This window comes from Treponema sp. OMZ 803, from assembly GCF_024181165.1.
Classification (GTDB): Bacteria; Spirochaetota; Spirochaetia; order Treponematales; family Treponemataceae; genus Treponema.
Genome location: NZ_CP051195.1, coordinates 1,249,467 through 1,275,705 on the forward strand (window position 1 = coordinate 1,249,467; position 26,239 = coordinate 1,275,705).

At 45.5% G+C, this 26,239-nt stretch carries 21 protein-coding genes; 11 read left to right on the forward strand and 10 right to left on the reverse strand.

All coding sequences use genetic code 11. The features are described from left to right. Positions 1 to 510: 510 nt before the first annotated feature. The 5 genes from ABH09_RS05745 (at position 511) to ABH09_RS05765 (ending at position 6,699) form a co-directional block, all read left to right on the forward strand. Positions 511 to 1,425 (forward strand): hypothetical protein, encoded by a 915-nt coding sequence (locus ABH09_RS05745; protein ID WP_253715559.1) that lies wholly within the window; start codon positions 511 to 513, stop codon positions 1,423 to 1,425. After that, on the forward strand, positions 1,410 to 2,015 hold the full coding sequence (gene rdgB, locus ABH09_RS05750; RefSeq protein ID WP_162663410.1) for an RdgB/HAM1 family non-canonical purine NTP pyrophosphatase: 606 nt from the start codon (positions 1,410 to 1,412) through the stop codon (positions 2,013 to 2,015). The genes ABH09_RS05745 and rdgB overlap by 16 nt, the downstream gene beginning before the upstream one ends. Before the next feature lie 387 nt (positions 2,016 to 2,402). Further along, complete coding sequence (locus tag ABH09_RS05755) at positions 2,403 to 3,110, forward strand: GTP-binding protein (RefSeq protein WP_162663411.1); 708 nt, start codon at positions 2,403 to 2,405, stop codon at positions 3,108 to 3,110. A gap of 75 nt (positions 3,111 to 3,185) precedes the next feature. Then, the gene (locus tag ABH09_RS05760) at positions 3,186 to 4,235 is read left to right on the forward strand and encodes an ATP-binding cassette domain-containing protein (protein WP_253715560.1); all 1,050 of its coding nucleotides are present in this window, start codon (positions 3,186 to 3,188) and stop codon (positions 4,233 to 4,235) included. A 352-nt stretch (positions 4,236 to 4,587) separates the two neighbouring features. Continuing rightward, positions 4,588 to 6,699, forward strand: a complete 2,112-nt coding sequence (locus ABH09_RS05765; RefSeq protein WP_253715561.1) for a methyl-accepting chemotaxis protein — start codon at positions 4,588 to 4,590, stop codon at positions 6,697 to 6,699. Between the two features lie 52 nt (positions 6,700 to 6,751). Here ABH09_RS05765 and nagZ read toward each other — a convergent pair whose 3' ends face one another. From nagZ to ABH09_RS05795, 6 genes are read right to left on the reverse strand one after another with little or no spacing between them, the layout of a single operon-like run. Continuing rightward, entirely contained in the window at positions 6,752 to 8,317 is a 1,566-nt protein-coding gene (gene nagZ, locus ABH09_RS05770) for a beta-N-acetylhexosaminidase (RefSeq protein WP_253715562.1), read from the reverse strand. Positions 8,318 to 8,329: 12 nt separating this feature from the next. Further along, positions 8,330 to 9,472, reverse strand: coding sequence for an exo-beta-N-acetylmuramidase NamZ family protein (locus ABH09_RS05775; protein WP_253715563.1), 1,143 nt, complete (start codon positions 9,470 to 9,472; stop codon positions 8,330 to 8,332). Between the two features lie 17 nt (positions 9,473 to 9,489). Further along, positions 9,490 to 9,903, reverse strand: a complete 414-nt coding sequence (locus tag ABH09_RS05780) for a tetratricopeptide repeat protein (protein ID WP_253715564.1) — start codon at positions 9,901 to 9,903, stop codon at positions 9,490 to 9,492. Positions 9,904 to 9,916: 13 nt separating this feature from the next. Further along, a complete protein-coding gene (locus ABH09_RS05785; protein WP_253715565.1) occupies positions 9,917 to 11,230 on the reverse strand; it encodes an OmpA family protein in 1,314 nt (437 codons plus the stop codon). Positions 11,231 to 11,243: 13 nt separating this feature from the next. Continuing rightward, complete coding sequence (locus ABH09_RS05790; protein WP_162663417.1) at positions 11,244 to 12,563, reverse strand: lytic transglycosylase domain-containing protein; 1,320 nt, start codon at positions 12,561 to 12,563, stop codon at positions 11,244 to 11,246. Then, positions 12,560 to 13,627: a tetratricopeptide repeat protein gene (locus tag ABH09_RS05795; RefSeq protein ID WP_162664767.1), complete on the reverse strand. Its 1,068-nt coding sequence runs from the start codon at positions 13,625 to 13,627 to the stop codon at positions 12,560 to 12,562. Before ABH09_RS05795 ends, ABH09_RS05790 begins: the two co-directional genes overlap by 4 nt. A gap of 81 nt (positions 13,628 to 13,708) precedes the next feature. Here ABH09_RS05795 and ABH09_RS05800 point away from each other — a divergent pair, with 81 nt between their 5' ends. From ABH09_RS05800 to ABH09_RS05810, 3 genes are read left to right on the forward strand one after another with little or no spacing between them, the layout of a single operon-like run. Further along, complete coding sequence (locus ABH09_RS05800; protein WP_253715567.1) at positions 13,709 to 14,635, forward strand: transcriptional regulator; 927 nt, start codon at positions 13,709 to 13,711, stop codon at positions 14,633 to 14,635. Between the two features lie 60 nt (positions 14,636 to 14,695). Continuing rightward, entirely contained in the window at positions 14,696 to 15,283 is a 588-nt protein-coding gene (locus ABH09_RS05805) for a chromate transporter (RefSeq protein ID WP_253715569.1), read from the forward strand. Next, positions 15,280 to 15,843 (forward strand): chromate transporter, encoded by a 564-nt coding sequence (locus ABH09_RS05810; protein ID WP_253715571.1) that lies wholly within the window; start codon positions 15,280 to 15,282, stop codon positions 15,841 to 15,843. The genes ABH09_RS05805 and ABH09_RS05810 overlap by 4 nt, the downstream gene beginning before the upstream one ends. A 15-nt stretch (positions 15,844 to 15,858) precedes the next feature. Here ABH09_RS05810 and ABH09_RS05815 read toward each other — a convergent pair whose 3' ends face one another. Continuing rightward, positions 15,859 to 16,605: a copper homeostasis protein CutC gene (locus ABH09_RS05815; protein ID WP_253715572.1), complete on the reverse strand. Its 747-nt coding sequence runs from the start codon at positions 16,603 to 16,605 to the stop codon at positions 15,859 to 15,861. A 242-nt stretch (positions 16,606 to 16,847) separates the two neighbouring features. Between ABH09_RS05815 and ABH09_RS05820 the strand changes: the two genes are divergently transcribed. Next, positions 16,848 to 17,609 (forward strand): hypothetical protein, encoded by a 762-nt coding sequence (locus ABH09_RS05820; protein WP_253715574.1) that lies wholly within the window; start codon positions 16,848 to 16,850, stop codon positions 17,607 to 17,609. Between the two features lie 2 nt (positions 17,610 to 17,611). Next, positions 17,612 to 19,018 carry an MATE family efflux transporter gene (locus ABH09_RS05825; protein WP_253715576.1) on the forward strand — a complete coding sequence of 469 codons (1,407 nt, stop codon included), beginning with the start codon at positions 17,612 to 17,614 and terminating at the stop codon, positions 19,016 to 19,018. A gap of 131 nt (positions 19,019 to 19,149) precedes the next feature. Here ABH09_RS05825 and ABH09_RS05830 read toward each other — a convergent pair whose 3' ends face one another. From ABH09_RS05830 to ABH09_RS05840, 3 genes are all read right to left on the reverse strand, one after another. Beyond that, positions 19,150 to 21,438 carry a methyl-accepting chemotaxis protein gene (locus ABH09_RS05830; RefSeq protein WP_253715578.1) on the reverse strand — a complete coding sequence of 763 codons (2,289 nt, stop codon included), beginning with the start codon at positions 21,436 to 21,438 and terminating at the stop codon, positions 19,150 to 19,152. 64 nt (positions 21,439 to 21,502) lie between these two features. After that, the gene (gene tkt, locus ABH09_RS05835) at positions 21,503 to 23,491 is read right to left on the reverse strand and encodes a transketolase (RefSeq protein WP_253715579.1); all 1,989 of its coding nucleotides are present in this window, start codon (positions 23,489 to 23,491) and stop codon (positions 21,503 to 21,505) included. Positions 23,492 to 23,506: 15 nt separating this feature from the next. Continuing rightward, on the reverse strand, positions 23,507 to 24,508 hold the full coding sequence (locus ABH09_RS05840; RefSeq protein WP_253715581.1) for an AAA family ATPase: 1,002 nt from the start codon (positions 24,506 to 24,508) through the stop codon (positions 23,507 to 23,509). Between the two features lie 147 nt (positions 24,509 to 24,655). On the opposite strand from ABH09_RS05840, the gene ABH09_RS05845 reads away from it, so the two are divergent. After that, complete coding sequence (locus ABH09_RS05845; protein WP_253715582.1) at positions 24,656 to 26,212, forward strand: InlB B-repeat-containing protein; 1,557 nt, start codon at positions 24,656 to 24,658, stop codon at positions 26,210 to 26,212. The last annotated feature ends 27 nt before the right edge of the window (positions 26,213 to 26,239 follow it).

Below are 26,239 nucleotides of genomic sequence, written 5' to 3' on the forward strand. Positions count from 1 at the left end.
GCTCATATTAAAGGCATCGGCAATAGCGCAGATAACTTAAGATATTGATATTTCTATTTCTGCCTCTCAAATTCTGATATTCTACATATCATATTCTGACAGACGGTGCACTCATGATTGTATCCATATTTCGATGAGACCGTGTAAGGACGGTGGGAGAACAACGAAACAAAGGTTCCCTTTCATATATATCATTTAATATGAAGGTTTGTAAGTTGTTATTATATAATGACTTGTTTAAAGAAATTTATTATTGAATTTTGCTGATTATTATCTCCCGGAAGCTATTCGGTTGTAGAAAAATCCTGTATATCTTTTTTTGGCATGTATCTTGCTATGACAAAACTACACATGGGAACCTCTAAAAACTCGGTTTTTAGAGGCCAAAATACCTTGATGCAGAGCGTCAGGGTATATGCTATAGGGAGATTTTGATACCTTTATTACGCTAAAGATGTGTAGGGATATTAAACTCTCCGTACGAAGAAACTTACGCTCACGGAGGAACGTATGCAAGCGGATATTGTTGAAACGATATTGACGGACTTTCTACGGACAGATAAACAAAAAAAAGCCATAGATACGCTGTTTCAATATTTATATTTTAATCTCGGTGAATTTGGGGTTTACTGTGGAAGCGAGGACATGCGCAGTGACTTTTTACTTTGGCTCTATCCAAAACTAGACACCATCATAGGCGATTATAATCCTGATAGATCAATATTTTCTACATACTTGCGGATGTCCCTTACATATAGCTGGAAACTTTTTTTGAGGCGGAATCGAGAACAGGCAACGTATGCTGACGTTGCTCAAGATGATCAGCAGCAGATTGTTAAAATGAAACAAGACGAGCAGGACGGGTTACAAAGCTATGAATTGTATGCAGCAAGTCCACCACCTTCATATACAGTATTACCTGAAAAAGCACAATCCATTCAGAAAACAATTAGATGGGAAATAAAAAGAAAAAACATCTATACGCGTTATTTCCTCGAACTGTTGTGTAAGTCTTGTTTTTATATCAATGAACATTTACTGCAAACGGTTGCAGGGCATTTAGGAATATCGGTACGGAAGGTAAGACTGCTGATTGAGGAAGCAAAGGAGCTGACTGATAAACGGAATGGTGTTTACAACGAGTGGGTGGCTAAGCGGGACTTTTACTATGTACGGTATAAGAGCGCAACGCTTCAGCTTCGTAAAGTGGATGAGGCACATGCTTCCGTCATCAAGCGCTTGAAAAATCGTCAGGCCTACAGTTATGCGCGTTGGCAGGGATATTTGAAGCGGATACAAGAATATACGCGGGGGCCGAGCAATCGAGTATTGGCACAGCAACTGGGCGTTTCTCGTGCAACGGTTAATAGCGATCTTGTCGAGCTTAAAAAAGCGTGTTATGGTAAACCATGCACATATACTTAGCAAGCGGCAATCGGCATAAGCAAGAAGAATTTGCCGCTATTTTAAAAGATTATCACATCAGCCTTCCCGCCGATGCCGGTATCGTCTTTGACCCTGAAGAAACGGGGACAACTTTTTTGGAAAATGCATTATTAAAAGCCCGTGTCTTGTACGAAAGCGTTAAATGCCCGGTGATTGCCGATGATTCGGGGCTATGCATCGATGCGCTTGGCGGTAAGCCCGGCATCTATTCAGCCCGCTACGGCATGAAAGACGGTGTGCAGCTAAAAGCGGAGGAGCGGAATCAACTTGTGCTGCAGCAAATGGAAGGTGTAGAAAACCGCAGTTGCCGGTTTGTCTGCTGCATTGCGGTAATGCTGGATGCTCACCGTTTTTTTACGGTACAAGAAACATGCGAGGGAGTGATTGCCAAATCGGAAAGCGGCCATCATGGCTTCGGCTATGATCCTATTGTGTATCTTCCAAAGATTGGAAAAACAGTTGCAGAATTGACGGCACAAGAAAAAAACGAACTGTCCCATCGCGGAAAAGCCGGTCGGCTTGTCGCTCAACTATTGGCTATGTTTCCGTCCACTGCGTCGGGATGTTGATTTTTGGCAATAGCCATTCCGTTAGCCTTTTGAAAATAGGTAGAGCAGATGCTAGGAGCGTACAAAAAACACCCGCAGGCACGGTAAACAATATACGTCCTTGTACATTGTTTACCTACACGTTTGCAATGCAAACGTGCTACTGCATAGAACCACCGCCGTCCGTGGCGGTTCTGATACGTCGAGGACTGTTTGCAGTAGCGGCATGGACGCCGCTTGTATTAACCAGTAGTGAGTTTCGTCTGTATGCGAAACTCACAGTCAAAACTATACAAGGATGTATAGTTTTGGCGATGCGACAACGCAGATGCTTGCATATTTTTAAAAGGTGGTTCGGTAACGGATGTTACCGAATATTCCAACTCGGTATGATATAATTGCAACACTATGAATCTTTTGATCGTTTCCGGCCCGCCGTCTTCGGGCAAAACAAGCGTTATTTTAAAGACAATTGAGGCACTACGCACGCAAGGACTTCGTGCCGGAGTGGTGAAATTTGACTGCCTCTACACCGACGACGATGTGTTGTACGAAAAGGCCGGTATTCCCGTTCAAAAAGGTATTTCCGGCTCGCTCTGCCCCGATCACTTCTTTGTTTCCAATATCGAAGAGGTGGTACAATGGGGTGTCAAAGAACAATTCGACCTTCTGATAACGGAATCCGCAGGCCTGTGCAACCGCTGTTCTCCGTACATTAAGAATATCCTCGGTATCTGCGTTATCGATAATTTGTCGGGTATCAATACGCCGAAAAAAATCGGTCCGCTCTTAAAAGCGGCGGATATTGTCGTCATCACAAAGGGCGATATCGTGTCGCAAGCCGAACGCGAAGTGTTTTGCGCCCGTGTCAACACCGTTAATCCGCGGGCGGTTATTATGCAGGTAAACGGTCTGACGGGGCAGGGGGCCTTTGAACTGAGCACGTTGCTGTTCAGTCCCGATAAAGATATTTCGACGGTACAGGGAATGGAGCTCCGCTTCCCGATGCCCGCGGCGCTGTGTTCCTATTGCTTGGGTGAAACGCGGGTCGGCGAAAATTTCCAGATGGGCAACATCCGTAAGATGAAGATTGCCGAGTCTCAAACAAATCGTTAAAGGGAACCTCTAAAAAGCCAACCGAGTTTTTAGAGATGCCCAAAATATCTTGCACAAATTTTATGGGGGAACACTATGACCGCAGATACCGATTTTGAAATACACGGCACCGCCGAGAAGCGAACAGAACTTTCAAAAAAAACAATAGAAACACTCCTTGCGGAATATCCTTTTATTGAAGATTTTTTTGCAGAAAACCGATTGACGGAGCTGCACATTCTGGACAATGCGCAGCGCACTTTTGACTCTTTTCTACAAAGCCTTTCCGAAGAGCAGTGTGAAGATTATGCACTTGATAAAGAAGCTTTATCCCACGCGTTCTTTGAATACATCATTCAAATGGAACAGTTTTTAAATGGGGATGATGTTCGAAGTGTGCAGAGTCTTACGATACTGCCCGGCACGAATAAATCCGGCGAGCCGGAAAACTTTGAAGACCTTGTATTGTATCCGTCCCAGATTATTTCGATTGTCGGACCGACCGGTTCCGGTAAGTCGCGGCTGCTTGCCGATATCGAATGGACGGCGCAAAAAGACACGCCTACCGGTCGCGCAATACTTATCAACGGCGAAGTACCCGATAAAGCAATCCGGTTTTCGATTAACAACAAATTGGTTGCGCAGCTTTCTCAGAACATGAATTTTGTAATGGATCTTTCCGTGCGGGAGTTTATCGAACTCCATGCGGAAAGCCGTTTGGTTAAAAATACGGAAGGCGCTGTCCAGCGGATTATCGAAGCGGCAAATAAACTGGCAGGGGAGCAATTCCGGCTGGATACACCGATTACCGCGCTGAGCGGCGGGCAGTCCCGGGCGTTAATGATTGCCGATACCGCCATTTTAAGTTCATCTCCAATCGTTCTGATAGACGAAATTGAAAACGCGGGCATCGACCGGAAAAAGGCTTTGCAGCTTTTGGTATCGAACGATAAAATCGTATTGATGGCTACTCACGATCCGGCGCTTGCGCTCTATGCCGATAAACGTATTGTCATTAAAAACGGCGGTATCCATGCGGTCATCGAAACTTCCGATCACGAGAAAGAACTATTACATGAGCTTGAAGCGATGGATGCAAAGATCCAAACGATGCGGGCTAAGCTGCGTGCGGGTGAGCGGTTGTAGGTAAATTCTAAAAAAATTAGCTTTGTAGATATCCTATGCGGCGGCTTCTCAAGAGCTGCATTTACAAAGGGATGGACTAATCCGACTAGAATCTATATAATTTACACTGCCTATGTAAAATCAGTTATAGAAATAAGTTCCTCTGTAAGGTAAAGAAAACAATAACCTTGCTTTGCTATTTCAGAATTGTCGAATTATGCCGTTCCGGTTTCAGTCGTTGAAACCGATAGAAACCGGCAGCACGGCTCTGTTAGGAGTCGTTATGGGCATCTCTTAAAAGTGAAGTTTTTGAGATGCTTGACAGATATCGGCTCCTGAAGTAGCCGAGCTCAATGTAATAGGAGATGGACGTATGGGGAATAAGCTAAAGAAAAAGCGTTTTTCGTTAAGAAAAAGATTGATGCTGATTTTTGGGCTGTTAATTTTAGGAGGTTCCAGTGTTGAGGTCTTCCTTGCAATTCTCATTGCGCGTAAGGCTGTAACGGAAAAAATTGAAACCCATTTAATAGATAAGGCCGCTGATGTCGCAGAAATTATCGACGGCAGAATACAAGCGACTCTTCAATTTGTTGAGGGAGTTGCCCGTATGCCATCTCTTAGAGATACTTCTTTTTCATATTACCAAAAAGCACAGAGCCTTGTGTATGAAGCGGAGCATAACACAAGGGTTGACTATTTTAGCGTGACTGATTTACAGGGAAATCTTTATAGAGCAAATGATAGGAGACCAATTTATGTCGGCGACGAAGATTGGTTTCTAGCTGCTTCATCGGGAAAAAGTTTTGTCGCGGAACCGCGTATATCCCGCGTCTCAGATATAATGCAGATTGTCTATGCCGTTCCTATTATCGGCGATAACAATGAAGTTGTTGGTGTATTAAGTGCGGCAGTAGGAGCCAATCTTTTATCAGAAATCATTAAAGATATTGTTTTGGGAAAAAGCGGTTATTGCTATATACTCGGTTTAACGGGAAATACCATTGCGGATAAAGACATACGTTTTGTCGAAGATCAATATAATGCCTATGAGGAAGCAAAAACAGATCCGACCCAAGCGCCGCTTGCATCATTTGAACAACAAGCGCTACAGGCGCAAGACCCGGGTATCGGGTATTATGACAGCGATGGTACTTCTGTAATTTCTTCCTATGCTAAGAGTAAGCTGTCCGGCTGGACAGTCATTATGACTGCTCCGTATAGTCAACTTATGAGTTCGGTAAATGACATGAGTTTAGTGATGGATCTTATCTGGTTAGTTATTTTTATTTCCGCACTGGGGGTCGTTTACTTTGTTGCACGTAGTATCGTAAAACCAATCCAAAAACTTGTTGCGGCGCTGAAGGATATTGCGCAGGGTGAAGGCGATTTGACGGTTCGTATGGTTGTAAGCGGTAATGACGAAGTAACGGATTTATCTGAATATTTTAATGAAACAATAGAGAAAATCAGCGTTACAATAAAATCTATCGGCACTAATAGTAATATTATGGAAGAGATCGGTACTGAACTTGCTTCGAATATGTCGGAGACCGCAAGTTCGATTAACGAGATCAGTGCAAACATAGACGGTATTCAACAACAGGTTCTGACTCAAGCTGCGAGTGTTACCGAAACTGCCGCTACGGTAGAAGAGATTATCCGTACCATTAAGCAGTTGAGCAGCAGCATCGAAACGCAGTCTGCAAGCGTTGCGCAGTCTTCATCGTCAGTTGAGCAAATGGTTGCGAATATTACCTCGATCAGTCAGACACTCAATAAGTCAGATACAATCGTGAAAGATCTTGTATCTGCAACGGGAGATGGAAAGGCAACGTTGGTTACATCCAATACAGTAACACAGAAGATAGCGGAAGAATCCGGATCACTTATGGAAGCGTCAAGTGTTATTCAGCACATCGCATCACAAACGAATTTACTTGCAATGAATGCTGCTATTGAAGCCGCCCATGCGGGGGAAGCAGGAAAAGGTTTTGCCGTTGTCGCCGATGAAATCCGCAAATTAGCGGAGGATTCTGCCGTACAGGGGAAAAACATTACGACAACACTTAAAATACTCAGCAGCGAAATAGAAACACTTTCAGTATCTTCTAAAACAGTAGAAGGAAAATTCAATGCTATTTTTACCCTTGCCGCCCAAGTAAAAGAGATGAGCGACCGGCTTACTGAAGCGATGCGCGAGCAGGCAAATGGCAGCAATGAAGTACTGGATGCTATTAAAAACATCAATACGGTAACGACCGAAGTCCAGTTCGGGGCAGAAGAGATGTTGAAAGGCGGAGAAGGTGTTGCGGAAGAAATGCGTAAATTGGATAATCTGACACGTGTTATAACTGACGGTATGAATGAAATGGCCTCAGGCGCAGCACAAATTAATAATGCCGTGCAGGAAGTAAACGAGATTACACAGAAGAATACGCAAAGCATTAAGGTATTGGCGAGTGAGGTCGGAAAGTTCAAAGTCTAGCTTTTCATTTAGTTTACGAATTATGACTTTATGGTATAAGAAGTTTAGTATCTTATTCAAGCACAATTTTCGGAATAGCGACACTGAAATGTCCTTCCGGTTTTGCATTCGTTTTGAGCATCTCGGTGATACAGGATAGCGCTGCGTTGCTGTATTCATAGGCGGCAAGGCCGCAGACGTTATCGGGCAGGCAACCGAGGTCGTAGGGATTGCGTAGGGCAACGGCAATCATCGATTTGTGCAGGCGGGCAAGGGCTTGGATCAATTTGAGCTGTCCCTGTTTGACGTGTCCGTTGTAGCTTGCTGCGGCGATACCGGTAGCCGATTTCGCCTGTGCGACTATGCGTGTTATTTCCGTATCGTCGGGGTCGATCGACGTATCGATACCGACGCCGCCGAATGCGGTTTGCATGGAGCGCGCAAAGCTGATTGAATTATCGACATCGTTTGACACATTGGTAACAATGAACGGCTGCGGGCCGGCAAAAAACGGTTTACTGCCGAGGTTGGGAAATCCACTTTCGGGAAGATGATAGCCCGTCAGCGTTTTGCGTCGGAGACTTGCAATGGTTTTTCGATATTCTTCCATCGTTTTTTCCGGCAGCGGCTGTGCGGGTTTGAATTGCTTTTTTAAACCGATAATCTTTTCGGCTGCCTGTTCGATGGTTGCTGCAGAAATCTGTTTGTCCGCACAGGCGCGCGTTACCGTTTCGATAGCGGCGCAGGCGGTCGGTATGGTGTGGGAGATAAAAATCAGTTCGATACCCGCATTGATTGCCGCCGCAGCGCTTTCCGCGGTGCCGAAGTACGTTTGCATCGCCTTCATCTCCATACAGTCACTGATAACCAACCCGTTAAATCCGAGCTTTTCTTTTAATAAATCTGTTACAATTTTTTTCGAGATGGTTGCAGGGAATTGCTCATCGATGGCGGGAAAGAGAATATGCGAGATGGTAACCGCGGGAAGCAGCCCTGATTTGATGACGTGTGCAAAGGGTGCGATTTCCATCTGTTCCAGTTCCGCTTTCGATTTATGGACAGTCGGTAACGTGAGGTGTGAATCGACTGATGTATCGCCATGCCCGGGAAAATGCTTTGCAGCGCTGAGTACTCCTCCTGCGGTAAGACCCCGTACCATCTGCAGCCCATAGCGGCCGACAAGGGTAGGATCATCTCCGTAGCTGCGTACTCCGATAACCGGATTACGCGGATTGGAATTAACATCCAGCACCGGCGCCAAGTCGAAGTTTACGCCGTGGGCATGGAGAATTTCTCCCGTGATTTTACCGGCGGTGTAGGCGTTCAGTTCATCGCCGGTCGCCGCCAGCGCCATTGCGCCCGGTACGTTATAGTAGTCTTCGGCAAGCCGTGAAACAGCGCCTCCTTCTTGGTCAATCGTGATGAAGGCAGGGTGTCCGGTTTCAGTGGTAATCAAAGTTTGTATATCTGTGCAGAGCGTCTTGAGCTGTGCGAGGCTTGTAATATTATGCTTAAAGAGGATGACATTACCAACCTTGTATTTTTTTACCAATGCGATAAAGTCTTCCGGCATCTCCGTTCCCGGAAAACCGCAGGCAAACATCTGTCCGATATATTCGGTCAACATTGTGCTGTTCATAGCTGTTCCCTCCTACGAGTAGATAAAAAACGGCCTGATATGCCGGTGAAAAGCTCCCGCTTCTTTTTCAAATATGCTGCACACTTCGGCTGCGGAAGAGGCTGTCCGCAATAGGCTGTCTCCACCGAGCCGGTCTATCGACACTGAAACGTTCCCCTCCACAGGGGGCAAAAACCTGAAATCATCGGGGTAGGTGGTCTTAACGGCAAACAGGAGTGTTATGCCCGTTTTAACCGGCTCGAAGGCTTTGCGGTCGGTAATAAGGAGCTGTACGCCGTAGCATGGCAAACCTGCATACTTTGATGCGAAAGGGGTAAAACGGGCAGGTAAAAAATGCACACCGCGCAGCCCTGCGGTATTCATCGTATCGGCAAGTTTTTCCGCTTCTATGTACGGAGCGCCGATAAGGGCAAACGGATTCGCCGTACCTCTGCCTTCGGATACATTGGTTCCTTCAAATAGCGCGGTACCCGGATAGGCAAGCGTATTGTCAAAGTGCGGCAGGTTGGGGGAGGGGGGAATCCACACGCGGCCGGTTTCGGTAAAAAGCATATCGCGGTGCCAGTGTTCCATCGGTACAATGTGCAGCGGGCAGCACAGCTGTTCTTCCGTATGTACCATTCGTGCAAGTTCGGCGGCGGTTAAACCGTAGCGGATGCAAAGCGGGTACATGCCGATAAAACTTTCAAAACTTTTTTTAACGATGTTACCTTCTACTTTAACGCCGCCGAGTGGGTTAGGTCGATCGAGAACGATAACGGCTTTGCCGTGCATCGAAGCAGCTCGCATAGCAAGTATCAATGTAGAAATGTAGGTATAAAATCGGGCGCCGACATCCTGAATGTCGTACACTAAGGTATCGATATCGGTCAGCGTGTCAGGTTTGAAATCTTGCCCGTCTTGCCGGTAGAGACTGTAGAGCGGCATACCGGCAATCGATTTGTTTTCACTATCCCACACTGTGCCGGCGTTCTCACAGCCATAAAGCCCGTGTTCCGGCGCGAAGAGGGCGCGTACTGTGTACCGTTCGGCAAGTATTTTCCATGAAGGGGTAAAATCTTTAGAAAGACCGGACAGCGAAGTGATAACACCGAGCTTTTTCCCTTTAAAGAGGAAATCGAAGTTATGTATCCGGTCTATTCCATTTAGAACCATAGTAAAACTGGTATAACTTACTGTTTTGCCTTAGTGCCGAGCTTTTCTGCAGCACGGGCATAGTCGATTTTTGCCAGCTTATAGTAGTCGGGCGGTAAATGTATCGCCATCGGTCCTTCATATTGTGCGATAATCTTTTCGAGCATAGCGTGAGCATCTTTCCACTGATGTCGTTTGATGTGCAAGTGTGCGATTTCGTATTGAGCGGCTATGCACGCGCTGTCATCATCGGCAAAGCGTTTTAGGATAGTCTCATAATAGACACGTGCAGCGCGATAGTTACCGGAATCGAAGGCTTCTTGCGCTTTTTGTGTTAAATCTGCTGCTGTTGCTTCTTCCGGTATTTCTGATTCCTTAGGAACAGTCATACACGCAAAAAGACTGAATACCATAATCATGCATCCAAGAGATGCAATACTTTTTATTTTCATATATCAACTCCTGTTAGTCGCGCAGAATAGTAATTTCGACGCGGCGGTTTTTTGCTCTGTTTTCAGCGGTGTCGTTTGGTGCAATGGGACGTGTTGCTCCGTATCCGGCGGTTTGCATTCTATTTGCCTCAATGCCGCGTTTTGCAAGCTCTTCAGCAATTTTATCAGCTCGTTGCAAAGATAGGATGCGTTGCCCTTCAGGGCGATTAAGGTCAGCAGTATGCCCTTCAATTAAGAAGTGTGTGTTTGGTCCGACTTTTTTCAACGCTTCTGCAATTATATTAAGGCGATCTGTTTCGTCCGGAAGAATTTCTGCCGAATCTGCTACGAATAGTATCTCATCGTGCATAGTAATTTTGATAACATTTTCAGGTGCTTTGACGCTGATACTTTCCGGTTCGCGGTCTAAGAAGAATTTTTCTATATCATGATACATAAAATAGAACTGTTCATCCACAAGCGGATATGTCGGAGAGACCTGCAAGGTATCTTTATCGCATACAATAACGATCTTCCCTTGGCGGAGCAGTTCGATATTTTCTTTTTTTGCAAGGATCCGTTCTGCATCTTCATTGCTGATAATCGGATCGGTACGGTTATCGCCGAATACACCGCGTGCAATAATCCTTAATGGCTCCGTACCTATTCTATCTCGATATTCGCTTTCATCAAGCGTCCCTGTATACAAAACAATGCTGTGCTTTTTTGCCTGATCGGGGTCTACGATGTTTTTCTCATAAATCAGGTTCATGTTTTTATTCCATATTTTGGGGAATAAACAAGGATTGAGTTGTTCGCTGGAATACTCACCGTGTACGGGCAGTTGTCCACGAGCGTCGATTAAAATACCGGTATATACCTTACTCGCCGTACCGAAGGGAAAAAATGAAGGGGTATACGGCGCATTGTGTTTTACAAAAAGATTGGCAAGTTCCTGCAAAGGATTTTGATGATAGATAATAGCCGTCTGTAATTCTTGCGAGAGAATAGGTGCCGTACTTTTTCCGTTATTAATGACGGTATTGATGTCGGTGAAGGAAATTTTTTCTTCCGCCAGATAGTTACCGATCCTGTGGGAAGAATCCACCAATATGGAAAGGTAAGCATTCTTTAAGAGCGAAGAACGGTTTTGTTGGATAAGCCGTATTGCCGCATTTCTATCGGTCGGCAGGTACAGTCCGCTTTTATTTAAATCTATTGTAATCTTTGAATCTACTTGAGCGGTTTCCCAGTTTTGTACTGTTTGGGATTCCATCCCTGATGGATAGCCGTAGCAGAATGCCAAAGCACATAGAACGAAAACGGTAAGGGAGACTGAATGTTTCATAGATATGTCCTCGTCATAGTATCGGCACTTTTAGGGTATTCCCTAACTTGAGGACACTATTTACCGACAGATTATTTTTCTGGGCTAGAAGTTCGACTGAAACCGAATATTTCAGCGCGAGTGACCACAGTGTGTCGCCCTGTCGGATGGTGTGCGTACCGTCGAAATTTCCCGCCTGTACGATGTTCTTGCCCGAATATGTTCCAACCGACTTTAATGCGGGAATAAGGATAGTCTTTCCTATTTTCAGTGTTTCGGGTTTAAGGCCTGTGTTGTAGTTTAAAATACTTTGGATGCTCACCCCGTAGTGGTTTGCGAGGGCATAGAGCGTGTCGCCTGATTTAATGCGGTATTGATAGTATTTTATCAGCAGTTTATCGGATTGATTGAGTACTGTTTGTGCAGCCTCCGTGTATGCCGACGGAAGACGGAGCTGATATTTGATACTCGGCGGGGTGATAAAGTAACGGAGTGAAGGATTAAGTTTCCTAATAGTTTCGGAGTCAAGGCCGAGTTCCTCTGCGAGTAACCGCACATCGATTGCCCGTTTGATTTCTATCGTGGAAGTAGGCGGGTGGTCTTCGGTATTTCCCCAATCGATGTTCAGTTCTTCACTGCGAGAAAGTATTTCTGCAATGGCGAGAAATTTCGGTACATAATAGAGCGTTTCTTTTTTTAAATAACCGTGCTCTGCAAGGTACCAGTAGTCCGCCTTACCCGCCTTTTTGATAGCTGTGCGTATCGTTCCCGCTCCGCTGTTATAGGCGGCAAGTGCAAGTGGCCAGTCGTTGAATTGGCTGTAGTTCCACTTGAGCTTTTTTACCGCAGCGATGCTCGCTTTCCACGGATCGCGCCGTTCATCAACCCAATCGTCAATATGAATGTTGTATCCGCCGATACTGTTCTTCATAAACTGCCAAATCCCGACGGCACCCGATTTCGACGTAGCTGTTTCAAAAAAACCCGATTCTATGACGGGGAGAAACAGTAGTTCGGCAGGCATATTTTCGGTTTCTAACAGCTCGATAATGAAATCCCGGTACGGAGCGGAACGCTTCATTATTTTTGAAAGGTAGTTATAGCCATCGGTACTCATATACTGCTTACGAAATTTTTCGATTAATGGATGATCGTGAGGAATGAGGGTACTGTGTAAAAATGTGTTGCTTTGAAAGTTTTTGAGAAGTTGTTTATTTACATATAACTCTGTGTCCGAAACAGGCGGTTTTGATTGGATATTTGCATAGATAGGGTGAATATACAGCGCCCCTGCTATGATGCCGACGCAGAAGTACTTTATCTGTGGTTTTTTATCGGTAAAATGTATGCTCAAACTTTTTCTCCATAATAAATACCTGCCCATTCCCAGCGGCCATGAATTGTCGGATCGGCAGGGAAATTGATTTTCCTAAAGTAGAGATACCATGTACGGACGTATTGGTTCCAACCGGAAGTCCTTAAATAAGCTTCGTAAGGCGTGGAGGACGGATCCAACTCGGAGGCAATACTGATAGCGCTGCCGTACATAAAGTCCTTTAGATTCGTATCAGGCTGCTGCTGCGTATCGGATAACTCCTGTTTCCACGACATTGCGAAGAAGTTCACCTTTGAGCGACACCGTTCCAATGTCGCATAATCTCGTGAGCGGATCGCGGTCTTGATGGTCTTTACGAGATCGTCAAGTGTATTGAACGTCCAGCTTTTTGTCGACGTACTGTAATCGACAATTTTACGCGCATAGCCGTAGCTGTCGGGAATTCCCGGAATAATAACATCAAACCGGTGCAGATTTAAAAATTGCGTATAAGCTTGGATTGCAAGCCGCCATTCCCCTTGTTTTTCATAAGCCTGCGCGAGCATAAAATATGCTTGTGCAGGATCAAACTCATTATAAAAATCGGTTAAAAGCCGCGAATAATAAACAATCGATTTTCTGGCAGTACCGACGAGCTCGATTAGATTTTTCAAACAAAGTAGGTGGATTGATTGTCCGTTTACAACCATATCGGAATAATTTTGAACGATGTATTCAAAATAATATGCAGCAATGGTATCTTCTTGGAATTCTCGATATGCTGCCGCGAGCCGTAAAAGAAAGTAGGCATTATACGGATTGTCCGGTTCTTCGTCAATAACGGATTGCAGGAATACTGTCAGTGATTTTATTTTATGTTCAGTTTGCAAATGAGAGGCAATCTTATCGATGAGGGCGAACCGTATTTGAGGCTTCTGTTCTTTTTCCAATAATTCTACCAAGGTTTTCTGTTCTTTGCGATGTTCACGTAAACCGGTATACAGATAATCGAATCGGTTGTGAGAACAAGAACACAATAGAGCACAGATGTACAATATAAAACAACCGAACAGAGACTTTTTAAACCGTACCACGGGAGGCATACTATCACAGTCAGTGTATATTGACAAGACTCCGCTTGCCTTGACAGTCCGTTTTTTATTTACTACCATTATATCACTACTATGCAATCGGATGCTTTCAGATTTCAGGCACAAGAAGATTTTTCCAGAGCACGCAATAAAGCATGGATCAATGAGATGCAGAATATTATGCATCCCGATAAAAAACGGCTCCTTTCCTTAAACGACGTAAAAAAAATTTTAAAACCTAAGAATGAGGTATACATCGGGCTCAAAACTGTTCCGATTAAAAAAATAGTCGGCAGCGAGGGACGTTATAACGATTTTGACAATCATTTTTTACCCCGTTCAAACGAATTGAAGCAGCGGTGGGTGAATATCGATCAGGCTCATTTATCCGACATTGTTTTGCCGCCCATTCAGCTGTACGAACTTGGCGGGTTGTACTTTGTGCGCGACGGGAATCACCGTGTGTCGGTGGCGAAGACGCAGGGCGTTGAGTTTATCGATGCCGAAGTGATCTCGCTGCAAAGCGAGGTGCAGCTGCCGCCGGATGTCAGGCTGGACACGCTGCTCGATGCGGTTATCCGTTACGAGAAACGGGTGTTTTACAACGAAACACATTTCGGCGATCTAACCGATTATTGGGATTTGGACTTTACCGCAACCGGCCGCTACGATGTTATCTATAATCATATCCTTGTACATAAGTATTATATGAACGAGCAGCAGCATACCGAAATCGACTTTAACGATGCGCTGGTTGCTTGGTATAAAACGGTGTATCTTCCGGTTATCGCTGTGATAGACAAATATAAGCTTCTTTCCGATTTTAAAGACCGGACGAAGAGCGATATTTATGTCTGGATTGTCAAGCATTGGGATAGTCTCAAGCAAAAAAACGGTAACGATTTCAGTCTTGATGAAGCTGCGCTGGATTTTGTTGCATTAGAGAAAACGGCCAAGTTTCAAGAGCCTTCGGTGTTTTCAAAGTTTAAAGCAAAAGTTTTGAAGCTTTTAAAAAAATAGCAACGGTGGGGTAATCGCCGCGTTAGTTGCGGTTTTCTGTAAAGGCAGGGGGGCAGATTGATGATAAAAGACGGATTGATGCGGTATGTGCAGTTGTTCACGGCTTTTTTTAAGATAGGGCTTTTTACCTTCGGAGGCGGCATGAGTATGCTGCCGATGTTGCAAAGAGAATTGGTAGAATCGAAGCAGTGGCTGACTGAGGAAGAAATTCTGAATTACTTTGCGATAGGGCAGTGTACGCCGGGAATCATTGCGGTGAATGTTGCGACGTTCTGCGGGTATAAACGTGCCGGTCTTTCGGGGGCGATTGTGAGTACAATAGGGATTGTGTGTCCTTCGTGGATTGTTATTACGCTGATAGCCGGTTCCATCTCCCGCTTTTCCGATATTGTATGGATACAGCGTGCAATGAAAGGTGTCTATGTCGCTGTTGCTGCCTTGCTTGCCCGTGCGGTTTTTACTTTCGGCAAAAAGATTATTACGGACTTTGTTACCGCGGGGATTGCCGTCGGTGCCTTTCTCGCGATGTCCGTGTGGAATATTTCCGGTATCTTGATAGTGCTTGCCGCGGGTATTATCGGGTTTTGTGCACAGATTATCCGAAACGGCAAAAGAGCTTCCGGTCGCCGTAAGGAGGATAAAGAATGAGTTTGCTCGGTTTATTTTTCCTTTTTATGTATATCGGCCTTTCTACTATCGGCGGCGGACTGGTTGCCGTCAGTTTGATGCAGCAGGAGTTGGTAGCCCGCTCAATTATCAGTTCGGAACAGTTTATTGCAATGATAGCCGTTTCGGAATCGACGCCGGGTCCGATCGGTATCAACATGGCGACCTATATCGGGTACGAGCTGTATGGTATTTGGGGCGGCCTTGTGTTGACAACAGGGATTGTGCTGCCGTCGCTGATTGTTATTGTGTTAATTGCCCGCTTTGCCCAATCGTTTCAAAATGCGGCGCCGGTTAAGAACACCATGTATGGGCTGCGGGCGGGAGCTGCGGGGATGATTGCCGCTGCGGCATGGAATGTACTTGCCGTTGCAGTATTTACATTGCCTGCCTTTCACGCTTTGCGACAATGGACGGAATTGGTTGACTGGAAAGCTGCAGCCGTCTTTTGCCTTTTCTTACTTGTGCAAATACTGTTTAAGCGGCTGCATCCTATCTTTTTAATTCTTGCCGGCGCTGCGGTCGGCCTTGTGTTGTTTTAAAAAACGTATCGGCGCTTATTTTACGGTGCCGATAATTTCGGACATTGCGCCGAGGTCGGCTGTTTCAAATCGGTCTTCGGGCGGGTAAAGGGCGCCGCCGTAGTAGATGGCGGGGTTCTTTGCCGTCGAAGGTTCGGCTACGGCTTTTAACGCTGCAAAGTGGATCTGATTGACGCCGGTACCTTTTACGAGTTTCGCCGCATTTTTCTTTGTAATGCCTCCGCCGGGTAGAATTTCTATGCGGCCTTTTGCGTGCTTAACCATCGCGGCGATCAGCTCCATGCCTTCGTAGGCGGTCGGTTCCTGTCCGCTGGTGAGTACACGGGTAAAGCCGAGATCAATCAAAATATCGAGCGTTTTAAGGGGATCGGGTACGACATCGATGGCGCGGTGGAATACCTTTTCTTTATCGCCTGCAATTTTGATGAGCGCTTCGCACCGCTTTTCGTCTATCGTTCCATTCTTTTTTAAAAAGCCGAATACGATACCGTCCGCTCCGTTGTCAATAAACAGTTTTGCATCTTCTTTCATTGTCTTAAATTCGGATGCGGTGTACAAAAAACCTGCAGCGCGGGGGCGAACCATCGTCATCACTTTGAGGTTGGTCTCTTTTTTAACGAGGAGAAGGGTGCCGAGCGAGGGGGTTAGCCCTCCCAAAAACAATGAAGAATTCAATTCAATTCTTGCGGCGCCGGCTTTTTCGGCTGCAATTGCATCATCGAGCGAGCCTGCGCAAATTTCAATGGTAATAGTGCTTTTCATTCCATAATTATAGGATACCCCTTATGAAAGGTCAACGATGTATTTCGCACAGTAAAGCAGGAAATCGCTTAAAATATTTATAATACGGAATCCCTGTGTATTTCTCCGGTCTTTCCTAAAAAATATATTTTTTCGTTGTAAAAACATCGGATATTGATTATGATAGCAAAACCGTTAAGTGGGAACTTCTAAAAACTTCAGGTTTTAGAGGTGCCCAAGAATACAATAGAAGGAAAACCGGTATGAAACAATTCATAAGCCTTATCCGATCGATCGTATCCGATATGAGACTTCTGGGAAAGCCGTTTATCAACTATACTCTTGCCTATATAGGTTTGGCAGTTGTTTCAAATGCGCTGTCTCTGTTTAACAGTTCAAATCAGGCTGTAAACTCTCTTATAACTCTTTTCATTCTTGCCGTAGCTGTTTTGCAAACAGCCGCTATTGTCTATTTTCAACGCGCATATATAAAACAACAGATAGGGAATGTCGTTTTTAATTCGATTTTCGCCGTAATTTTACACCTCTATGTTATTTATTTTATTCAGTTGATTATTATTGCAGTACCGGTTATCCTCGTTATGCTGATATTCTATTCGCCGCAGTCGTACGGATCTGCATTCTTCTCCGTTATGGATTGGATAGGTAAAGGGTTGGTTTTTATTCTTCTTTTATACTGGTTCAGCCGATTGGTGTTTGTACCGACCATCTTGGTGTATAAAAAAGAAAGTATGAAGATGAAGCATATTATCGCCGAAAGTAAAGCTATTTTCAAAAAAAATTTTTTTGTTGTCCTGCCGTTTTTCTTTATACTGTATGCAACGGCTTTTTATGCCGGTTTTACTCTTATGGACAATCCGCAGTCTTCGCCGTCATTAGTGCGTGTTATCGTTTTAACCTTCAATGCGTATATTTCTTCAATTTTGTATTGTAAACTGGTCATTAACTATCAGCTGCAAATGGCAAGCAGGTATTTGCCCCAGACAACCGGTACGCAGGAGTAAACATGGAAACGGAAAAACAACGGGCACAGATTTTAAACGATAATCTCTGGAAGATTTTAATAGATTTTTCATGGCCGGCGGTTATTGCCATGTTCCTGCTTGGAGCGAACAATGTGCTTGACGGAATATTTGTCGGGCGCTTTGCTGAAGAAGGCTCGCTTGCAGGTATTTCCATTGCGCTGCCACCGGTAATTGCGCTTACCGGCTTCGGGCTCCTGATCGGAACGGGAGCGGGTTCCCTATTAAGTATTGCGATCGGCGCGGAAGATACCGATATTCGGCGGCGGTTATTAGGGAATGCGAATGCGCTGGTGCTTATCGCTTCGGCAGCGGTAATGCTGTTGGGATTTCGTTTTTCTCAGCCGCTGCTTTTTGCGATGGGCGGCAGGGGAAATGAACTTGTGCTCGGTGATGTGTATTACCGAACCCTTTTATGGGGTGCACTTCCTTGGATATATGCTGTTGCGCTCAATACGCTGATTCGCGCTGAAGGCAAAATGAAAACCGCTGCCGTCATTATGGCGATAGGTTTGGCGGTAAATGGACTTTCAAACTATGTGTTGATGGTTTTGCTTAAGCAGGGCATTAAGGGGGCTGCAATCGGTACGAACATCGGTATGATCGTGCAGGCGTTGATCTGTATGCTGTATGTTATTCATTCCCCATTGGTGCAGCGAGATGCGGATTCCGCGGGCGACAGGATATCTGTTTCTTTGTTGCAGCGAGCATGCGCAATCAGGTTGGACAAAGATATTGTCAGTACGATTATTCGAATGGGGTTATCTTCTTTTATTATGCAAATTATGATGGTGCTGCAAAGTATGTTGGTATTGAACGTTATTGCCCGCTATGGCTCTGCTCACGATATTGGTTTTTACGGTGTAGTTACCCGCCTGTTCAGTTTTGTCATACAACCTCTTGCAGGACTCATGATTGCGATGCCTCCTATCATCGGTATTAATTTCGGAGCAGGACGATCTGAGCGGGTTATTGCAGTATTTAAATGTTTTTTAATGGCTGCTTTTATTCTCGTACTTCCCTTTTGGATTTTTGCACTTACCATGCCCGAAGTAGCTGCCGGTGTTATGATGAACCGTGCCCTGATTACTACAGAGAATAGCATACAAATTAGGATCTTTATGGCACTGCTGCCTGTGATGCCGCTTACTTTTTTAACACTGAGTTTTTTCCCCGCAATCAACAAAGGCCTTAGTAGCTCTGTAATTGCTCTTATGCAGCAGGTCGTACTGTATGTTCCCGTTATGCTGCTTTTGCCTCGTTTCACCGGCGTCCGCGGTGTGTACTATGGTACGTTGTTTATCGAACTGGTAACGGCAATTCCGATCCTCATTTTAATTAAACGTGAATTCCGACTGTTAAGAACGGGTGCAACTCGCTGGGTAAAATGATGAAGTCCGGTACGGCTTTTGGGAGAAAGGGTATTAAAGCCGACTGCAACCACCTTATAGAACACACAGTGCGAAACGTTGAGCACTGTGCCCCGACGCTTGCGTCGGGGTTGTTGATTCGTTTCAGCTATTTATTCATTGGTTTTTATATTTTGCAGATGATCAGTGTGTGTAATCAGTGCATTGAGCGTACCGATTGATTCGCTCGTTTCGGCTTCTACTCCGCGTGTTGTCTCAACTGCATCATTTAAACTTTTGATATTTGTGAACATAGCCGCTATTTCCGTATGTACTTTTTCGGTTGCTTGCAATAAGCTGGTAAAACTTTCATTGATTTTGTTTCTTAGTTCAGATACCTCGGTTTGTTCCTCTTGAACATCAACGGATTGATCAGCCAGCGATTGCATAGCGCTGTTCATTTTTTCTGCCTGTATATCGACGTCTTTTAAAAATGATGAAATATCTCCTAATATCGTCTGGAAGTTATTGACCTGTGTATTGATATTGTCAAAGCTTTTTCGCAACACATCCGAAGCTTCTGCAGAGTCTTTAATGCTTTTATTGATATGCTTTAAAATCTTACCGGTATTATCAGCTTCATACGCAGAGTTTTCTGCAAGTTTTCGTATCTCATCGGCAACGACGGCAAATCCTTTTCCCGCTTCTCCGGCATGGGCAGATTCTATTGCCGCATTCATAGCCAATAAATTCGTTTGCTCTGCGATAGCGGTAATAATTTGGTTTGTTTCCAGCAGGCTTTCCGAACTTTCGTAAATCGCATTGATAATATCCGTAACCGTTATTAAATGATGTTTACCGGCATCACTTGCTTCACGGATGTAAGAAAAGTTATGATTTATTTCGTTGAACTTTTCCGTTAGTCCGTTAGTAGCATTATTCAACTGTTTAATTTGTGTTACCGTTTCTTCCGCCGCATCGGATTGCCGTTCAATTCCTTGGCGCATCGTATTCAAGAAAGCGTTAAAGCTGTCGGTTGCATTTTGCGTACTGCGGAGCTGATTGCTTTGTTCGGACATTTCAGATTTTAAGGTTTGCACTTGAACCGATAATGCCTGCATTGCCTGTTCTGCTCCGTCCATGTTTTGTGACAGAACCGTTTCTTGTTGTTGTAGTTTATCGCTGGTGTGTCTTATTTCATTAAATAAAAGTGTTTTCTGTTTATCCGAATCCGACAGTTGTATTTTTATCTCCTCGCTTTGACGATTGTAAATATGTGTTTTCCATGCAAAACCGAATGCCTGCGCTAATAAAAATGCGGAAAAACCGAAAGGCAGAAGGTTGCCTGTAGAAATAATCAGCATACTATAAAGTAAATCATTGACAGTAAATAATATTAACGCAACGATACCGACGATAATAAATATCGCCCCTTCCCGTTTACGCATAAGCAGCTTGATGATCAAATAAATGACATACACGATAATCATGACAATCACGAATTGGTGAACTTGTATGAGTTTTCCGTATATATAAGACGGTGTTACACAAATAAAGGCGGTGTATGTCAACGCTTCGATCATAATGATACGGTTAATAATTTTATGAGTATCTTTAGGATAGAGCGTAGCAAAATAACCGACTACGGAAAAACCGAGCAGGGCAAAGGTAAGGTAGTCGATTTTAGTATCAATACTCCACGGTAAAGAAGAAAAAAGGATTCTAAAGACCGGACCCTTTACCATGTTGCGGAGAACAACAAGGATGCTGAAGAATACGAACCATAGGATACTTTTATTATCCGGTTGAAATAGATAGAGCGCAAGGTGATACAGAATAATTGCTGCACCAAAACCGAAAACAAAAATCTCAATAAAGAGAAATGCAAAATTGGCGCTGTCGGCTTTTGCCTTTGTCGAAAATCTAATGGTTTGGTAAATACCGCCGCGCGAATGAAAAAAGTTTGAAACTTGAATGGCAAGGAATACTTCAGTGATGTCTTTTGGAATATAATAGAGAATATCTGCTTCGCCGCGGATCGATGCTTCTCGTGAAGCTCCAACTCGTCCTGAATGGTCTTGTAATTCTCCATTCACATAGAGACTCCATGCTGAAACCGGAGAAGGAATTTGTATTGCCAATTCTGGGTGTCGTTCCGGTAATAAAATCTGCAGCGTATAGGTACCGTATCCGAAAGCGGACATCTTTGTTCCGTCGGATAAAACGGTTGCGCTCCATTCTTTAGGACATTCGATAAATACTGCAGGGTTACGCACATCTTCCGGTGAAGAAAGTAGCTGACGATTATAGAATCCCATCTTACCGCTTATCGCAATAGTTTTAGCGCTGTTGAAGTTATTCCCGCGGAGATCGAGTACCCCGTTCTGAATGGTTTGGGAAAACACGGGGGCAAAGCATATACTCAAGATTAAAAACGCTGTAAGTCTTTTTATATGTTTCATTGTCTCTCTCCTTTTAAATTTACCGAGGCTGCATAGAGTGAGCAGCCTTGGTAATCCTTTGTTTCTATTCTTTGATACGGGCAGCAAGCGCTTGGGCGGTAAATCCGAGATGCTCTGCAACTTTTTTTGCGGGTCCCGATTCGCCGAAACGTTCTATCGAGAAAATATCTTTTTCCGGTGACTGTACCCAACCTGCCCAGCCCTGTTTAACTCCGGCTTCTGCAACCATTACACGGGTGGTGCTGCTTCCCACCAACTGCTCTTTATATGAAGATGTTTGCGCTTCCAGAAGTTCTTTTGACGGAACGGAAACCACCCGTACTTTTTTCGGGGCTGCAAGCTGAGCAGCTTCGCAGGCGAGGCTAACCTCGGAACCGGTTGCAAGTATCGTTACATCGGGCGTACCGATCGTGTCTTTTACGATATAGCTGCCGGCGGCTCTCATCAGAGCTTTCCACTGAGGTTCGGCTTTTTCCTGTATGGGCAAATTCTGGCGGCTCAGTATTAAACAGACCGGCCGGTCTTTCTGCTCAAGCGCAATTCTCCATGCGACGGCGGTTTCTTCCGCATCGGCAGGGCGGAGTACCAACAGATTAGGAATGGCGCGGAGGCTTGCGAGTGTTTCCACCGGTTGATGGGTCGGGCCGTCTTCGCCGACAAAGATGGAGTCGTGGGTCAATACAAAAATAGAAGGGATGCGCATCAGAGCCGCGAGCCGGAGCGCCGGACGCAGATAGTCGGAGAACACGGCAAAGGTTGCGCAGAAGGCGCGGAAGCCGCCGTGCAGCTGAATACCGTTGGTAATCGTTGCCATCGCGAATTCTCTGATACCGAAGTGGATGTATCGTCCCTGCGGCGTTGCTGCGGTAAAGGATTGGGCATCCTGCAAGGCAACCGCATTCGGCCCCTGCAAGTCCGCCGAACCGCCGACGAGATTCGGGAATGCCTTTGCAAAAGCGTTCAGTGCGGTTTTAGAAGCCGCCCGCGTCGCAATCATTTCATCTTTTTTAAAGACAGGATCGGTAACACCGTCGAGTACGGCTTGATCGATGCCGCCTTGTACAAAGCTGCGATCCCATTCTTTGCGCTGTTCGGGATAGGCGGCGCTCCATGCGGCAAAGCGGCTATTCCAGTCCGCTTCCGCTTGAGCAAACTCCTTTTGCCGCTCTTCAAAATAACGGTAGGCTTCGGGGGCAACAAAGAACTGCTTTGCAGGATCAAGCCCCAACGTCTTCTTTGCCTGCGCCAGCTTCTCTTGACCGAGCGGCGCTCCGTGTGCGGCGGCGGTTCCCTCAACGGCGGGTGCTCCCTTTCCGATCACCGAATCGAGTATGATAAGCGAGGGGCGAGGATCTTTTTTTGCCTCCGCAGTGAGCTTTTCTATATCGCTGTAGGAATACATCGAACCGTGCAGCACCTGCCAACCGTAAGCCTCGTACCGCTTTGTAACATCTTCGGTAAAGGCGATATCGGTGGAGCCGTCTATCGTAATATTGTTTTTATCATAGTATACAATGAGCTTACCGAGTTTCAGCGTACCGGCAAGGCTCGATGCTTCGGAAGAAACGCCTTCCATTAAACAACCTTCTCCCACCAGCGCGTAGGTATAGTGATCGACAATGCGATACTCTTCGGTGTTGAACCGCGCTGCCAGCATCGCTTCGGCAATCGCCATCCCGACTGCGGTAGAAATGCCCTGACCGAGCGGCCCGGTGGTGGCTTCGACGCCGGGGGTGAGGCCGTATTCGGGATGTCCGGCGCAACGGGAACCGATCTGCCGGAACGAGCGGATATCGTCAAGCGAAAGATCGTAACCGGCAAGATGCAGCGCGGCATACAGGAGCATAGACCCGTGCCCCGCCGACAAGATGAACCGGTCGCGGTCTACCCATTGGGGATTTTTCGGATTATGCCGTAAAATTTTTGCGTACAGCACCGCTGCGAGTTCGGCGGCTCCGAGCGGAAGCCCGGGATGGCCGGAATTAGCTTTTTCGATTGCATCGATTGAAAGGCTCCGTATCGAAAGCGCTACGGCGTCAAGTTCTTTATTCATAGTTCCTCCAATATGTTACGGCTGCGGAATAAGTTCGAGCAGCTCGGCGATAATTTCATCTGCACTGATATTTTCCGCGCTCGCTTCATACGAAAGTTTTAAGCGGTGGCGCAGAATAGGGTAGGCAAGGGCTTTTATGTCTTCGGGAAGAACGTAGTCGCGTCCGTTTAAAAATGCCCGTATCTTTGAGCACCGGTAGAGGGCGATGCTCGCGCGGGGAGAGGCTCCGACGGTGATATAGCTAAGATAACTGCCGCGGGGCAGTTCTTCGCGTTTTTCGATAATGGGACGGGTCGCCGTAACCAGCGAGATAATATATTCGTGTAAACCTTCGGTACAGCGGACGGCTTCGGCGCTTTTGCGGATGGTATGGAGCATATCGACGGAAAGAATCGATTCGGTTTCGGATGCTTGCGTTTTTTTTACCGAAGCGGTGATGTTCTCGCTTTTCAGCATGATGACGAGTTCATCGGCCGGTTTAGGGTAGGGGACAAAAAGTTTAAACAGGAAGCGGTCGAGCTCCGCTTCGGGAAGGGGGTAGGTGCCTTCCTGTTCAATCGGATTCTGGGTTGCAAGTACGAAAAACGGTGTGGGGAGCGGATAGCTCGTTTCGCCGATGGTAACCTGTCCTTCCGCCATCGCTTCGAGCAATGCGGATTGAACCTTTGCGGGAGCGCGGTTTATTTCGTCAGCCAGCACTACGTGCGCAAAAAGCGGCCCCTTTCGTACCGCAAAGCGATGCGCGGTAGAATCAAAGATGAGCGTTCCGGTAAGATCGGCAGGCAGCAAGTCGGGCGTGAACTGGATGCGTTTGAAACTTAATTGAGAAAGTTCCGCAAAAGTCCGTACCGTTAAAGTTTTGGCAAGACCGGGCGCCCCCTCCAATAACACGTGTCCGCCTGCAATATAAGCGACGAGAATGTCATCAATCAGCTGCTCCTGCCCAATGACGGATACGGCCATTTGTTGTTTAAATGCAGCAACTCGCTGCAGCACTTCGGTTGGTAAGCTCTCCATAATAACGAAAGTGTACGCATATTTTTCATTCTATGCAAGATAAAGTAATTCTGTAACTTCTTATAATCTTATTCCTTGTATGTAGGCTGCATTTTACTTTTAATCATATTGATAGTGTTAAAAAGATCGATTTTAAAGGAGCCGCGTGTGAAAAGATTTTTTTCCCTTGTTTTTATTCTTGCCGGTGTGTTTATAATTAGCGGGTGTCCTCACTCTCCGAGAATATATAGTGTAACCTTTGATACGCGTGGACTTACCACCCCACCGGCTCCGGTAACTGTTATTAAAAATCATACTATTTCTGCAACTGATATACCGAATCCTACGCATCCGACATGGAATTTTTCCGGCTGGTATAAAGATAAAAATTGCAATGCTCAATGGAATACGGCCTCCGATATCGCTATGGGGAATATGACGCTGTACGCAAAATGGACTCCTAAAACTTTTTTAGAAAAGGAGTTATGGGAAAGTAAGAAAACTGAAGGAGCGACAAACTATTTTCGAATTCCGGCATTGGCACAGACAAAAGACGGGACGCTGATTGCCGTTACGGATTTACGGTACAATCATACTGCCGATATAGGCAGGTTCGGGCCTAATGGGGAGTGGAATCAACACTCCGATATCCATCGTGTGGATGTAATAGTTAAACGCTCTACCGATAACGGCTTGACGTGGGATAACAGCAGTACAAAAATTACAAATACACCGGATAATCCCGTGAAATACGGTTATGGAGATGCCGCTATCGTGGCAGATAGAGAGTCGGATAATGTACTGATTATTTGTGCTCACGGGGACACTCGCTACGGAGATTATACAGCAGGAAATGCAAGTACACGACTTAAAGTTGTTAAGCTCCGTTCCTTAGACAGAGGTAAAACATTTACATCGCCTGAGGAAATTACGACTTCCATTTACGGTTTAAACGACAATTGGGGAACGCTCTTTTTCGGTTCCGGGAAGATTATGCAGTCTCGCAAGATAAAAAAGGGTAGTTATTATCGTATTTATTCAGCAATTTTGATTACAGATACGGCAAAGCACCTCTTCGGAAATGCCGTATTGTACTCTGACGATTTCGGTGAAGCATGGCATGTTCTCGGTGGTGCAACAGTGTCGCCGATACCGACCGGCAATGAAGCCAAGGTTGAAGAGCTTCCCGACGGCAGAGTACTGCTTTCAAGCCGCACTGAGAACGGACGTCTTTTTAATATCTTCACTTATACAAATGAAGGAACTGCAAGCGGGCATTGGGAAAGCGTTCAAACTGCGCCGCTCGGAACGGAACGGGGTACGAACGGTGAAATATGTATTATAAAGGTTCGTAAAGCTGATACGAAAGCGCCGGTATATCTTGCATTACAGTCTATTCCCTTATCCTCAAAACCGCACCCTAAGAGCGGTGAGCCGAACATCCGCAAGGATGTAGGCATCTACTGGCGCGTAATAGAAGAGAACATCGGTCTTTCGGCATTGGCAGACACTACCAAGTGGAAAAAATATCAAGTATTTACCGGAGAGAGCGGGTATTCGACAATGGTGATGCAGCAGGATCACCGGATTGGTTTCTTATATGAAAAATATGATCATGTTACCAACCTTGGCGATATGAATGACGTATACGATATCCGCTATGAGAGTTTACCTATCAGCACTATTACTAACGGCGAATACGAAGCGGCGTTTTTAACGGAGTAGCAACATAGTTTCCGTAAGCCTTTTGAA